Below are 12,681 nucleotides of genomic sequence, written 5' to 3' on the forward strand. Positions count from 1 at the left end.
GATATGTTCGGGTTTAAAACCAAGCCGCGCCAGTTGGCGCGCGAAGAAAAAGGCAGCGTTCTGGGGGACCTCATCGCGCTGCATGGCGGCATGGGGGCGAGCTGGTCCTCGCGCAGCAATGTCTCGCTCGCTCGGACCGGATATGCAAAGAATCCGGTCGTCTATCGCTGTGTGCAGATGATTGCCGAGGCGGCATCCTCCGTACCGCTTTTCGCCCAGCAGGGGCGGGAGCGGCTGGAGGCGCACCCCCTGACCGCGCTCTTGCGAAAGCCGAACCCGGATCAGCCGGGCCAGTCCTTCCTTGAACACCTTTATGGCCATCTGCAGATCAGTGGGAATGCCTATGCGGAAGTGATTGAGGGTCTGTCCGTTCCGGCCGCGCTTTATCTTCTCAGGCCCGATCAGGTGACGGCGGAGACTGGCCCAGATGGCTGGCCGCGCGCCTATCTGCACAAGGTCGGCGGCAAGACTCGCCGTCTTCCGCGGGATACGGACGGTCAGCCCGGCCTGATCCATATACGGCTTTTCAATCCGCTCGATGACCGCGAGGGGCAGTCGCCACTATGCGTCGCGGGCAATGCGATTGATCTGCACAATGCAGCGACGGCCTGGAACAAGTCTCTCCTCGACAATGCGGCGCGTCCGTCCGGGGCGCTGATCTATCGGGGCCCGGAAGGGGCCTCCAGCCTCACTGGCGAACAGTTCGACCGCCTGAAGAGTGAGCTTGCCGACACCTATCAGGGACAGCGCCAGGCGGGGCGCCCCATGGTGCTTGATGGCGGGCTCGACTGGAAGCCGATGAGCCTCAGCCCGGCGGAAATGGATTTCCGTGAGCTGAAGAATGGGGCGGCGCGAGAGATCGCGCTCGCTTTCGGCGTGCCGCCCATGTTGCTCGGCATTCCCGGCGACAACACCTATTCGAATTATGCCCAGGCGCATCTTGCCTTCTGGCGGCACACGATCCTGCCGCTGATCACCAAGGTGGCGGACAGCTTCTCCCTTGCGCTGGCAGGGGAGGGCGTCTCGATCGGCTTTGATACCGACGCCATTGATGCCTTGCAGCAGGGCCGGATCGAGCGGTTGCGGCTGCTCCTTGATGCGGATGTCATCACCGATAGTGAAAAGCGGATCCTGCTCGGCTTTCCAGCCGATCCGGAGGTAAGCTGATGATTTCCGCGCGTGACCGGCGGCTGGTGCTCGCCATGATCGGGGTACTCCTGGCGCAAACGCTCACCGGCCTTGTCTGGGCTGGCGGGGCAGCCGCTCGGCTTGATTATCTCGAAACAGAGATTGCGCGCGCGCACCTTTTGTCTGAGCGAACCGCGCGGCTTGAGACGCAATCGAACCACATTCTTGAATCGCTGGAGCGGATCGAACGCAAGATCGATGAACGCGGAGGAGAGCAATAATGGCGCAGCCCATCTCTCCTGAAACCGTTGCTGTGGCTGGCTATGCGGCTGTCTTCGGCCAGCCGGACCTGACCGGCGACATTATCCGTCCGGGCGCTTTTCAGCAATCGATCAAAAAAATGCGGAAACTTATCCCCGCCGCCTCATCCCGTGTGATGATGCTTTATCAGCATGCGGCTGACCGTCCGGTCGGGCGTTGGGATGAATTGAAGGAAGACAGTCATGGCCTGTTCGTCAGGGGACATCTTTTTGCCGATACGCGGGACGGACGTGACCTCGTCCAGCTCCTGTCAGGGCGAGCGGTCAATGGTCTGTCTATCGGTTTCCGGCCGCGCCGTGCCCGGCGGGGTCGGGATGGCCGGCGGGAGCTCTTCGATATCGACCTCTGGGAGATTTCGATTGTGACCTTCCCCATGGCGCCCGGAGCCCGCCTGACAGAAATCGGCTCCGCCTCCAGGAAACCCCGAAACCTTCTCCATACGACAGATAGAGGACAATGATGGAACTCGAAACCAAGGCTCATGACGGCGGCGATGCCGCAACCATGCAGGATATTCTGTACACTTTCGAACAGTTCAAACAGGCGAATGACGAACGCCTCAACGGGCTTGAAAAGCGCAGCGCCGATCCGCTGATGGCCGAAAAGGTCGACCGTATCGGCGAGGAGCTTTCCCGCCAGCAGGCCGTGCTCGACCGTCTGGCGGCCCGCTCGGCCCGGCCGGCCCTTGATACGGCGGCCGATACCGGCAGCGAGGCGAAAAGCGCGTTTGACACCTATATGCGGACGGGCGCGATGACCGCACCGGAGCTCAAATCCATTGCTGCCGGGGATTCGAGCGGCGGGATTATCGCGCCGGATGAAACCGCCAGCCTGATCGATGCGCGGCTGAAGGACATCTCGCCGATCCGCCAGATTGCGACGGTGCGCCAGATCAGCGGGAACTCATACCGCAAGCCTTATCCGACCACGGATTTTGGGGCCGCCTGGGTCGGTGAGACCGGCGACCGGGACGAGACGACGACGCCGACCCTGATGGCGCTCGATTTCCCGGCCATGGAGCTTTACGCCATGCCGGCGGCGACCCAGGCCCTGCTTGACGATTCGGTCGTCGATATCGGCCAGTGGATCGCCGATGAGGTGCAGACGGAATTTGCGGTTCAGGAAAGCGCGGCTTTCGTGGCCGGCAATTCCTCCAGCAAACCCAAAGGCTTCCTCTCCTATGATCAGGCGGCTGATGCGAGCCGGGATGCGGACGAAATCGGCACGGTGGCATCGGATGGCGCCGCGATCATTGCCGATGACCTGATCGATCTGGTCTACACCCTGCCGCAATCCTATCGCCAGAATGGCCGTTTCATCATGAACCGGACGGTCGCGTCCTCCATCCGCAAGCTGAAGGATCTTGAGGGCAACTATATCTGGTCGCCGGGCCTTGCCGCCGGGCAACCCTCGACACTGCTCGGCTTCCCGGTGACGGAATCCGAAGACATGCCGGATGTTGGTACGTCCACGACGCCAGTGGCTTTCGGTGATTTTGCCCGCGGCTATCTCATCGTCGACCGTGCCGGCATTCAGGTCCTGCGTGATCCGTACTCGGCCAAGCCTTACGTCCTCTTCTACACGACCAAACGTGTCGGCGGCGGCGTTCAGGATTTCTCGGCCATCAAACTTCTCTCCATGTCGGCCTGACGGCTGGCAGCCAACTGGTGGCGGGCTTTCCGGCCCGCCATCCCTTTCATCTTTACCAGGACAGAGCTACTCATGTATACGCTGCTGACCCCACCGGCCTCGGAACCTTTGTCTCTGAGCGATGTGAAGACCGCCCTGCGGATCGATCATGATGATGACGATACGGCGCTGGCGGGCATGATCGCGACGGCAAGAACATTCCTTGAGCGCCGCCTCGACCATGCCTTTCTGGATCAGAGCTGGCAGGCGAGGGTGGAGGGCGCGCCCGATGGGCCTGTGCCGCTCCGTCCCGGCGCGGTCACGGCGGTCACCTCCGTCACCATCACCGATGAGGATGGCGCAACAACCGCTCTCTCCAGTGATGACTGGCGCTTATGCGGCTCAAAGCCTGAGAGCATCCAGTTCCTGACGCCATTACCGTCCAGCACATCTCATATCGATGTCGTCTACTCATCGGGCGCAGCGGACACGGATGATATTCCTGCTGACCTCCTTCGCGCGCTCTATCTCTTGACCGCGCATTATTATGAGGAACGCGAGCTCTTCCGGGAGCGGCGATATGTGCCGGTCCCCCTCGGTGTCGAAGCGCTCATCGAAGCCTATAAGGAGGTGCGGCTGTGATCAGTAGTCTGCGTGATCGCCTGACCCTCCTGTCGCCGGTCCGCACTGCGGATGCAGGCGGCGGCTATGAGGTCAGCTATACTCCGAAAGCCACCGTTGCGGCGCGCGGCACTTCCCTCTCAGGCGCAAGGAGACCCCTTGCTGATCGCGACATCCCCGTCAGGCGGCGAAGATTTGTCCTTCGGTACAGGGATGATCTTATCTTTGAAATGCGGCTGACCCATCAGGATACGACCTACCAGATCACCGATATCCAGGAAGATGAGCAGCGCCGGTTCCATACCGTGACGGCAGAGGAGCTTCGGCCATGACCCTGCCTGCCGCCTGGGCCCTGCAGGTGGGCTTGCGCAGCCATCTTGGCGCCAGCGCCGCGCTTGCCACCCACCTTGGCTCCCCGCCACGGATTTATGACCGGGTGCCGGAGGACGCCATCTTTCCCCTGCTGACGATTGGGGAGTCCCGCATCCGCCCGCTCGATGGCCGTGATCAAGCCATGGAGCACGATATCCGGCTCAATGCCTGGTCACGCTGGGGCGGGCACAAGGAGCTGCGCGAGATCGCGGATGCGGTTCATGACGCACTTCATGATGCGGATTTCACGGTCGATGGCTTTGACGTCATCAGTACCCGTTTTGTTTTTGCCGACATGTTCCGGCAACCCGAAAGCGACACCTATCAGGCGGTGATGCGATATCGCATCGTCACCGACAGAACCGCCGAATAAGGAGAAAACCAATGACAGTGACCAGCGGCAAGGACATGCTGCTTCGGCTTGCCGACGGCGAAGGCGGATATGACACGATCGGGGGCTTGCGAACGAAAACATTCTCGCTCGCCTCCGGCACGGTGGATATCACCCATGCGGACAGCCCCGGCTGGCGCGAACTGCTCCCCTGCGGCGGCATCCGCCAGGCGAATGTATCCGGCAACGGATTATTCATTGATGATGATGCGGCGGAGCGTGCCAGATCCCTGTTTTTCTCTGGCGAGCATGAAACATGGCAACTCCAGATCCCCGGATTTGGCGACCTTGTGGGCGCGTTTCAGATCACCAATCTCGATTATGCCGGTGAGTTCCGGGGGGAGGCGAGCTTCTCTTTGACCCTCGCCTCGGCAGGCGAGGTAACCTTCACGGCGGCAGTATCATGAGCGCGGCCGCCCCTCCCGCCCTGACGATTGACGGCGAACCGGTGCCGGTTCGACTGACACTTGGCGCGCTTGCCGAGATCGAGGATGCGCTCGGCGCCGATACGCTCAGCGATCTTGCGCGGATGCTCGCCAATCCATCGGTCAGGCAGATCCTCCTTATTCTGCCGGTTCTGATCCGGGCGGCGGGCGGCACAGCGGCCGTCCCGCGTATCAGTGAGGGGACGGTTCATCTGGGGGAGGCGATGCGCGTCATGGCGCATCTCTTCCGGGATCTGATGGCTGGGGAGGTGCCGGGAAAGCCGAAGCCGCCCGGGCCCGATGGGGCGCCTGGCTGACTTTCTGGCTCGCCCGCTTTGGCGTGACGCCAGCCGTCTTCTGGCAATTGGAGGCAAGGGATTTCGTCCTCTGCCTTGAGGCGTGGCAGCAATCGCAAGACGAGCCTTTTGACCGCGGGGCGCTTGAAAAGCTCCTGGAACGGAACGGACAATAATATGAGCGAAACACTCACCCTTACGCTGGCAACGGATGATTTCCGGGAAGGCCTCGACGCCCTTCGCCGGGAGATCGAGACGCTGGTCGAAGACGACCTCAATCCGCTGGCCGCCAGTGTCGAAGAGACCTTCTCCTCGCTTGGCCAGTCGATTGGGGACAATCTTGAAGACGCAGCAGCGAGAGGACGCCTTTCGGTTAAGGGGCTCGTCAATGACGTGCTCGCCGATCTGTCGCGGCTTGCCGCGGACCAATTCGTCCGGGCGCCTCTTGAAGAAATCTTAGGCTCCGTCTTTGGCGGCGCAAGAGCGGGCGGCGGCGGGGTGGCGCGCGGCGTGCCCTATCTCGTTGGGGAACAGGGGCCGGAGCTGTTTGTGCCCGCAGGCGCTGGCAATGTTGTCCCGCAAGGGGCCGGGCCGGTGACCGTCAATATCTCCATGCCATCGAGCTCGCCGGGGGATCCCCTTGGTCGGTCGGAAGGTCAGCTTTCGGGCGCCGTGCTCCGGGGGCTGAGAAAGGCGATGCGCAATGGCTGAAGCCTTTCATGATGTTCTGTTCCCTGTCGATATTGCCCTCGGCTCCCGTGGCGGACCCATCCGCCGCACGGAAATTGTCACGCTCGCCTCGGGGCAGGAGCGCCGTCTTGCGCGCTGGGCGCAAAGCCGCCGCCGCTATGATGCGGGATATGGTGTGCGCTGCCGGGCCGATATCGACGCCCTGATCGCGTTTTTCGAAGTGCGCGAAGGCCGCCGCTATGCTTTCCGGTTCCGCGATCCTTTCGACCATGTCTCCGGCGTCAGCGGATCGGCACCGGCCCCCGGCGACCAGCCGTTAGGGACGGGCGATGGCACTGAGACCGTCTTTCAACTGACGAAAACCTATTCGAGTGGCGCGATAGATGCGGCCCGCGTAATCACCCTGCCGGTGGCTGGAACGGTGCGTGTCGCGGCGGATAACAGTGAGCTGACCGAGGGCGAGGACTTCACGCTCAACGCGCTCACCGGTGAAGTAACGTTCACCGCAGCGCCGGGCGCAGGCGTCGTTCTGACCGCAGGCTTTGTTTTCGATACGCCGGTTCGGTTCGACACGGATCAATTGATCATCGAGGCGCGGACGGGTGGCGGAGACGCACCGGATATCCCGTTGATCGAGGTGAGGCGCTGATGCGGCCAGAAGATCCCTATACAAAAGACCGGTTTGACGAAGAGGCGCCGTCGCTCTGCACCTGTTGGCGGATCATCCGTCAGGACGACGCCGAAATCGGGCTGACTGACCATGACCGGGATATCAGTTTTACGGGCACGCTCTTCCGCTCGGCGGGCGGCGCTATGGGCAGCTCCCTTGAGGCAACGGCGTCGCTGAGCCCGGATAATGCAGATATTATCGGTGTTCTTGACCCCGACCTTCTTGGTGCGGATGCGCTGGAGGCCGGCTTTTTTGATGAAGCGGATATCCAGGTCTGGCGCGTTGACTGGGCGGATCCTGATGCGCGGCTGCTTCTGCGGACCGGGCGGCTGGGGGAGGTCGAGCGGACAGGCGAAGGGTTCCGCGCGGAATTCCGCTCTCTCAAGGCGCAGCTCGGGCAAGTGGCGGGCCGGATCTATGGCCGCACTTGCGATGCGGCGCTGGGCGATACGCGCTGCGGCGTCGATCTTCAGGATACATCCTATCATATGGATGGGGTGATCTCGGGCGGTGATTCAAGGCGGCTGGAGGTCACGGTCGGCACAAAACGCACCGCCGGATTTTATACAGGCGGCGCGGTCATTATCGATGATGGCCCGCTGGCAGGCGTCATCCGCGCTATCCGGGAACATGGCGATGCGGGCGAGGATGAGAGCATCCTTCTCTGGGAAGCGCTGCCGCAGGAGCTCAGCCCCGGCACCTCTGTCCGGCTGATCGCGGGGTGCGACAAGCAGTTTGGTACATGCGCTTCGAAATTTTCCAACCAACTGAATTTCAGGGGGTTCCCACATATTCCGGGCAATGATGTCCTGATGGCAACGGCCCGTCCGGGGGATGGGTCTTGAACAGGCAGGCGGCGGCAGAACTCGCGCGCGGCTGGATTGGCACGCCCTACCGGCATCAGGCAAGCGCGAAAGGCGCGGGCACGGACTGCCTCGGCCTCATCCGGGGAGTGTGGCGTGAATTATGCGGGCCGGAGCCTGCCGCTTTGCCGCCCTATACGCCCAGATGGGATGAGGCAGGGACGGAGCACCTCCTTCAGGCCGCGCGCAGCTTTCTGATCGAAGCTGAGAACGCCGCCCCGCAAACTGGGCAGGTTCTCGTCTTTCGCATGAAAAAGGAGGGGCCCGCCAAACATTGCGGGATCGCGCTGGGTCCTGATCTCTTCCTTCATGCCTATGATGGCCGGGCGGTCAGTACGACCCGTTATTCACCTTGGTGGGCCGATCGCCTTGCCGGCATTTTTGATTATCCGTTAGCAGAGGATAAAAGCGCATGACCGTAGCCGCCGCTGCTGCCAGCCAGTTCGTCGTCAGTGCCGCGAATGCGGCCGCACCCTATATCGCCAATGCGGCGGCAAATTATGCCGCGTCGCAAGCGCTGACGGCGGCCCAGAATCTCATCTTCGGTCCGGTGGTCCGCCGGCATGAAGGGCCACGCCGTGAGGAGATCCGCTTCCACAATGCCGCCGAAGGGGCAGGGATCCCCCGCGTCTATGGACGCCAGCGGATTGGCGGGCAGACCTTGTGGATCACTGACTTTCAGGAAGTCACAGAAGTCATCAAACAATCGAGCGGCGGCAAGGGGATCACCCGCAGCGTCGAAACGCAGCATACGGTTTACCGTTATACCGTGTCGATCGCCATCGGGCTTTGCGAGGGGGAAATTTCTCGCCTCGCGCGGGTCTGGGCCGATGGCCGCCCTGTGTCGATGAAGGACTGGAATGTCCGGATTTATAAGGGCACGGAAGACCAGTTGCCGGACCCGCTGATCGAAGCGGTCGAGGGGGTGGGGGCCGCCCCTGCCTATCGCGGGCTTGCCTATCTCGTGATCGAGAATCTGCCGCTCGACGATTTCGGCAATCGCGTACCGCAATTTAATTTCGAGGTGGAACGGCAGCTTCTTACCGATCATCCAGAGGCGCTTGAAAATCTGGTGACGGCGGTGACCCTAATTCCGGGGTCGGGGGAAAGCGTCTATTCAACGACGCCTCTATTCCTTGAGGCAGAGGAAGGTGTAACGCAGCCGGACAATGTTCATAACAGTCCGGGCGAGACGGATGCCGCCGTCTCGATTGACCATCTGGTCAGCACTTTCCCCCATCTGGAAGCCGTCTCGCTGGTCGTCTCCTGGTTCGGCAGTGATCTGCGGGCCGGGGACTGTGTGATTGAGCCCCGAATCGAGGACAGCACCCGCGTGCTGGTGCCGGATGAATGGTCCGTGGCCGGTGTGGATCGGGAGGCGGCAACGGAGGTCAGCCGGATCGATGGCGCACCCGCCTATGGCGGCACGACTTCCGATCAGGGGGTCACTGAAATGATCGCCGCCCTTCATGACCGGGGGCTCGAGGTGATGTTCCACCCCTTCATCCTGATGGATATTCCGGCCGGGAACGGTCTGGCTGACCCTTATGGCGGGGGCGAGCAGGGCGCTTATCCATGGCGGGGACGGATCACCGCTCATCCACTGGCAAGCGTAGACAAGACAGCCGCCGCCCGCACGCAGGTTTCGAGCTTTTTCGCCACCTACCGGCCGATGATCCTTCATTATGCGGCGCTTTGTGCCGAAGCAGGGGGCGTAGAGAGCTTCCTCATTGGTTCTGAATTGAGAGGGCTCACACGCCTGCGCGATGAGACGGGCACTTTTCCTGCCGTTGATGAGCTTGTGACGCTGGCGAGCGAAGTGCGCGCTATTCTGGGGGCGGGCACGAAGATATCCTACGGTGCGGACTGGTCCGAATATGGCGCCTACCAACCCGGTGATGGCAGCGGAGATGTGCTCTTCCCGCTTGATGATCTCTGGGCAGATGAAGACGTCGATTTTATCGGCATCGACAATTATATGCCGCTGACGGACTGGCGCGACGGGGGCGGGCATCTCGATGCCGAAGACTGGGACAGCCCCTATGATCGCGACTATCTTCAGGCGCGCATCGCGGGCGGTGAGAATTATGACTGGTACTATGCGGACCTGACAGCGCGCGATGCGCAGACAAGAACCCCGATTAGCGATACGGCGCATGGGGAGGATTGGATCTTCCGGTCAAAGGACCTAACGGGCTGGTGGGGCGAGGCACATTATCCGCGGCCCGATGGTGTACGGGCGGCGACCCCCACCGCATGGGTGCCGGAATCAAAGCCGATCCGCTTCACGGAGATCGGCTGCGCGGCAATCGACAAGGGCGCGAACCAGCCCAATGTTTTTCTCGACCCCAAATCGGCCGAAAGCGCCGTGCCCTATTATTCCAGCGGCGAGCGCGATGATCTTGCGGCCCGCCGGTTTCTGGAGGCACAGCTTTCTTACTGGCCGGAGGAGGAGAACAATCCTGTCTCTTCCCTTTACGCGGGGCCGATGCTGTCCTCTGACAGGCTCTATCTTTATGCATGGGATGCCCGTCCGTTCCCTGACTTTCCGGCGCGCGGCGATATCTGGGCGGATTGGCGGAACTGGGTCACGGGGCACTGGCTGAATGGCCGGGCCGGTCGGGTGCCGCTCTCCGCTCTCATCCAGCATATCGCGGCGGATGCAGGGCTTACGCAGGTTGATGCGTCGGCCTGCGAAGCGCTCGTCACGGGCTATATGCTGGGCCAGCCCATGACGGGCCGCGCCGCGCTGGAGCCGTTGTTCGAGCTCTACCAGCTTGATGCCGTCGAGCGGGCCGGGGTGCTGATCGTCAAGCCGCGAACGGGCATATCCTCTGTCAGTATCACTGAGGACGACATGGTCATCACGGATGAAAATCCGCCGCTGACCATCGCGCGGGCGCAAGAATCAGACCTGCCAGCTCAGCTTATTGTTACCTATACGGATGGATTATCCGATTATCAGCCGGGGGTCGCGACCGTCACGGCGCCCGGGGCGCATGGGGTCAGTGCGGCCCGCATCGACACGGCAGTCGTGCTCGAAGCCGGGGAAGCGGAGGGGCGGGCGGAAACCCTGCTGGTGGAGGCGCGCGCCTTGCGGACATCGCTGAGCTTTGCGCTGCCTTCCGGCGATATGACGATTGAGCTGAGCGATGTGCTGACGGTTGAGGCCTTATCCGGCGAGCTTCACGATTGCAGGATTACATCAATTACGGATGGTCCCTATCGCGCCATTGAAGCGGTACGGACCGATCGCGGGCTTTTTACCCCGCGATACACAGGGCTGAGCACACGGCCGGGCGAGCTGCCCCGGATTGCCGGGCCCGCCGCCTTTGAAATTCTGGACATTCCGCTGCTCCCTGCGGGGCAGGATGGCGCCTTCCTCAGGGCCGCTGCCTATGCGGCGCCCTGGCCCGGCCGGGTGAATGTCTATCGGGGCAGCGGAACGGAAGCGGCCCTCATTGGCGGCGTCAGCCATCCAGCCAGCCTCGGGCGGCTCGTCGCGGCGCTCAGCCCCGGCCCGGTCTCGCGCTGGGATGAAGGGAATGTGCTCCGGGTCAGGATGGTCTCTGGCCACCTTGCGTCTCTCACAGAAGAGGCGGCCTTGAGCGGGGCGGGTCAACTTGCCGTCAGATCCACGACCGGTGAGTGGGAAATTCTCAGCTTCCGCGATGCGGTGCTCGAAGAGGATGGATCCTACACGCTGCGTCACCTCTTGCGCGGTCAGCGGGGCACAGAAGAAGAAGCCCTTGCCGGGGCGGCGTACGGCGCGCGCGTCGTCATGCTGGGTACGGGGCTTGAGGCCGAGCCGCTTGATCCCTCGCTCTGGGGGACCGAAGGCATCTGGCAAGCGGGACCGGCGGGAAAGCCGCCCGGCGCCTTTCCCTATCGCGAACAGACTGTCCGCCTCACCGGCAGTGGCGCCCGTCCATTTGCCCCGGCGCATGTGACCGCCACGCCCTCCGGCGATGATCTGATGATCAGCTGGGTTCGTCGCTCTCGGATCGGCGGCGATGGATGGTCTGCGGGCGATATCCCGCTCGGGGAGTCGTCAGAGCGCTATCTGGTGCGCGCACGCGCGGAGGACGACACGATCCTTCACGAAGAGGAGGTGACCACGCCTTCGCTGACCATTGCGGCAAGCGGTGTTGCCCGCGTTGAAGTCAGGCAGATATCGGCGAGTTTCGGGGCCGGTCGGGCAGCGTCTGTCGATATTGCCTGATCACTCACATTTGAGTGAATCTCTTAAACGAATTCTGAAGTTAATTCGTTGATAGTCGAAGCTAATTCTATTCTTAAAGGAGAATTGCGAGTGGCTATCGGGGCGAACAGAACCGAGAATGCAGATATCGACGCCGATGAGAAAATCCTGAATGTGGATTTTTCAGGAGCAACGGAGCCGCCCGCCAGTCTCAATCGCCTCGCCATGCGGCTTGCAAATGTGCCGGATGAAGATTTCATCGATGCGCTGACCATCGCACTCTCTGAGGAGCTGGATTTCGATCTTGTTCTGATTGGACGGCTGAATCAGTACACGAATATGATCCGTACGCTGTCCCTTTATCATGAGGGTCAGATGAATGAGAATATCATCTATAGTCTTGCAGATACGCCCTGCGCTCGAGCGATGGAAAGCAATGTCTGTGTGTATCCGGACAATGTCTGCGAGTTGTTCCCGCGCGACCAGATGCTGATTGATATGCAGATCCGCGGTTACGTGGGCATTGCACTCTTTTCTGAAAGCGGTCACCCGATCGGTATTATTGTTGGCGTTTCAAAACATGAGATTGCGGATGTGAAAATTCACACATCGATCTTCGAATTCTTCCGTGAACGTGTGGCGCGCCGGCTCGAAACGGCTGAAAAGCTGGAGCGCTATCACCGCGCATTCTCTGGCAGCCGGGAAGGCTTCTGGGACTGGGATATAGAGACGGGCAACATGGTCCTGTCTGAAAGTATCGGCAACATGTTGGGCTTCAGCCCGGCAGAGGCGCCAGAAGATCTCGCCGAGATCGAAAACCTTCTGCATAAGGATGACAGAGCCAATTTCAAGGTATTCATCCAGGACCATCTGAAGACGGACGCCACTCATGACATGGACTTTCGGCTTCGCGCCGGGGATGGAACTTACCGGACTATCCGCCTGCGCGTGCATAAGAACGTCAATGCGTCGGGGCGGGCGGTTCGCCTGATTGGCAGCCTCACGCTGCTCGCTGCCTGACGGTTCAGAAGGCCCGTTTCGCTGCCAAGACTTGAAATCCGCTCCCGGACGGGC

16 protein-coding genes are annotated in these 12,681 nt (G+C 61.6%); all 16 read left to right on the forward strand.

Annotated features, from left to right (window positions below; translation table 11 throughout):
• The first annotated feature begins 3 nt into the window (after positions 1-3).
• The 16 genes from DX908_RS12010 (at position 4) to DX908_RS12085 (ending at position 12,627) form a co-directional block, all read left to right on the forward strand.
• Positions 4-1,167 (forward strand): phage portal protein, encoded by a 1,164-nt coding sequence (locus DX908_RS12010; protein ID WP_116392557.1) that lies wholly within the window; start codon positions 4-6, stop codon positions 1,165-1,167.
• Entirely contained in the window at positions 1,167-1,409 is a 243-nt protein-coding gene (locus DX908_RS12015) for a hypothetical protein (protein WP_116392558.1), read from the forward strand. Before DX908_RS12010 ends, DX908_RS12015 begins: the two co-directional genes overlap by 1 nt.
• Positions 1,409-1,909: an HK97 family phage prohead protease gene (locus tag DX908_RS12020; RefSeq protein ID WP_116392559.1), complete on the forward strand. Its 501-nt coding sequence runs from the start codon at positions 1,409-1,411 to the stop codon at positions 1,907-1,909. Before DX908_RS12015 ends, DX908_RS12020 begins: the two co-directional genes overlap by 1 nt.
• Positions 1,906-3,099, forward strand: coding sequence for a phage major capsid protein (locus DX908_RS12025; protein WP_233508686.1), 1,194 nt, complete (start codon positions 1,906-1,908; stop codon positions 3,097-3,099). The genes DX908_RS12020 and DX908_RS12025 overlap by 4 nt, the downstream gene beginning before the upstream one ends.
• Positions 3,100-3,171: 72 nt before the next feature.
• Entirely contained in the window at positions 3,172-3,720 is a 549-nt protein-coding gene (locus DX908_RS12030; protein ID WP_116392561.1) for a head-tail connector protein, read from the forward strand.
• Positions 3,717-4,031, forward strand: a complete 315-nt coding sequence (locus DX908_RS12035) for a phage head closure protein (protein ID WP_116392562.1) — start codon at positions 3,717-3,719, stop codon at positions 4,029-4,031. The genes DX908_RS12030 and DX908_RS12035 overlap by 4 nt, the downstream gene beginning before the upstream one ends.
• The gene (locus DX908_RS12040; protein ID WP_116392563.1) at positions 4,028-4,444 is read left to right on the forward strand and encodes a DUF3168 domain-containing protein; all 417 of its coding nucleotides are present in this window, start codon (positions 4,028-4,030) and stop codon (positions 4,442-4,444) included. The genes DX908_RS12035 and DX908_RS12040 overlap by 4 nt, the downstream gene beginning before the upstream one ends.
• A gap of 11 nt (positions 4,445-4,455) precedes the next feature.
• The gene (locus tag DX908_RS12045; RefSeq protein ID WP_116392564.1) at positions 4,456-4,869 is read left to right on the forward strand and encodes a phage major tail protein, TP901-1 family; all 414 of its coding nucleotides are present in this window, start codon (positions 4,456-4,458) and stop codon (positions 4,867-4,869) included.
• Positions 4,866-5,204 carry a GTA-gp10 family protein gene (locus DX908_RS12050; protein ID WP_116392565.1) on the forward strand — a complete coding sequence of 113 codons (339 nt, stop codon included), beginning with the start codon at positions 4,866-4,868 and terminating at the stop codon, positions 5,202-5,204. The genes DX908_RS12045 and DX908_RS12050 overlap by 4 nt, the downstream gene beginning before the upstream one ends.
• Positions 5,205-5,227: 23 nt before the next feature.
• Positions 5,228-5,359 carry a phage tail assembly chaperone gene (locus tag DX908_RS12055; RefSeq protein WP_233508687.1) on the forward strand — a complete coding sequence of 44 codons (132 nt, stop codon included), beginning with the start codon at positions 5,228-5,230 and terminating at the stop codon, positions 5,357-5,359.
• A 1-nt stretch (position 5,360) separates the two neighbouring features.
• Positions 5,361-5,894: a phage tail tape measure C-terminal domain-containing protein gene (locus DX908_RS12060; protein ID WP_116392567.1), complete on the forward strand. Its 534-nt coding sequence runs from the start codon at positions 5,361-5,363 to the stop codon at positions 5,892-5,894.
• The gene (locus DX908_RS12065; RefSeq protein WP_116392568.1) at positions 5,887-6,522 is read left to right on the forward strand and encodes a DUF2460 domain-containing protein; all 636 of its coding nucleotides are present in this window, start codon (positions 5,887-5,889) and stop codon (positions 6,520-6,522) included. Before DX908_RS12060 ends, DX908_RS12065 begins: the two co-directional genes overlap by 8 nt.
• On the forward strand, positions 6,522-7,388 hold the full coding sequence (locus DX908_RS12070; RefSeq protein ID WP_116392569.1) for a phage/gene transfer agent baseplate hub protein: 867 nt from the start codon (positions 6,522-6,524) through the stop codon (positions 7,386-7,388). Before DX908_RS12065 ends, DX908_RS12070 begins: the two co-directional genes overlap by 1 nt.
• Complete coding sequence (locus DX908_RS12075; protein ID WP_116392570.1) at positions 7,385-7,822, forward strand: NlpC/P60 family protein; 438 nt, start codon at positions 7,385-7,387, stop codon at positions 7,820-7,822. The genes DX908_RS12070 and DX908_RS12075 overlap by 4 nt, the downstream gene beginning before the upstream one ends.
• Positions 7,819-11,628 carry a baseplate multidomain protein megatron gene (locus DX908_RS12080; RefSeq protein ID WP_116392571.1) on the forward strand — a complete coding sequence of 1,270 codons (3,810 nt, stop codon included), beginning with the start codon at positions 7,819-7,821 and terminating at the stop codon, positions 11,626-11,628. The genes DX908_RS12075 and DX908_RS12080 overlap by 4 nt, the downstream gene beginning before the upstream one ends.
• 90 nt (positions 11,629-11,718) lie before the next feature.
• Entirely contained in the window at positions 11,719-12,627 is a 909-nt protein-coding gene (locus tag DX908_RS12085) for a PAS domain-containing protein (protein ID WP_116392572.1), read from the forward strand.
• Positions 12,628-12,681: the final 54 nt, after the last annotated feature.

The organism is Parvularcula marina (genome assembly GCF_003399445.1).
GTDB lineage: Bacteria > Pseudomonadota > Alphaproteobacteria > Caulobacterales > Parvularculaceae > Parvularcula > Parvularcula marina.

Coding starts and splice junctions, on each gene's coding strand:
- DX908_RS12045 (WP_116392564.1), top strand. CDS start 4,456: ATGACAGTGACCAGCGGCAAGGACATGCTGCTTCGGCTTGCCGACGGC.
- DX908_RS12020 (WP_116392559.1), top strand. CDS start 1,409: ATGGCGCAGCCCATCTCTCCTGAAACCGTTGCTGTGGCTGGCTATGCG.
- DX908_RS12070 (WP_116392569.1), top strand. CDS start 6,522: ATGCGGCCAGAAGATCCCTATACAAAAGACCGGTTTGACGAAGAGGCG.
- DX908_RS12015 (WP_116392558.1), top strand. CDS start 1,167: ATGATTTCCGCGCGTGACCGGCGGCTGGTGCTCGCCATGATCGGGGTA.
- DX908_RS12040 (WP_116392563.1), top strand. CDS start 4,028: ATGACCCTGCCTGCCGCCTGGGCCCTGCAGGTGGGCTTGCGCAGCCAT.
- DX908_RS12030 (WP_116392561.1), top strand. CDS start 3,172: ATGTATACGCTGCTGACCCCACCGGCCTCGGAACCTTTGTCTCTGAGC.
- DX908_RS12010 (WP_116392557.1), top strand. CDS start 4: ATGTTCGGGTTTAAAACCAAGCCGCGCCAGTTGGCGCGCGAAGAAAAA.
- DX908_RS12065 (WP_116392568.1), top strand. CDS start 5,887: ATGGCTGAAGCCTTTCATGATGTTCTGTTCCCTGTCGATATTGCCCTC.
- DX908_RS12025 (WP_233508686.1), top strand. CDS start 1,906: ATGATGGAACTCGAAACCAAGGCTCATGACGGCGGCGATGCCGCAACC.
- DX908_RS12080 (WP_116392571.1), top strand. CDS start 7,819: ATGACCGTAGCCGCCGCTGCTGCCAGCCAGTTCGTCGTCAGTGCCGCG.
- DX908_RS12060 (WP_116392567.1), top strand. CDS start 5,361: ATGAGCGAAACACTCACCCTTACGCTGGCAACGGATGATTTCCGGGAA.
- DX908_RS12050 (WP_116392565.1), top strand. CDS start 4,866: ATGAGCGCGGCCGCCCCTCCCGCCCTGACGATTGACGGCGAACCGGTG.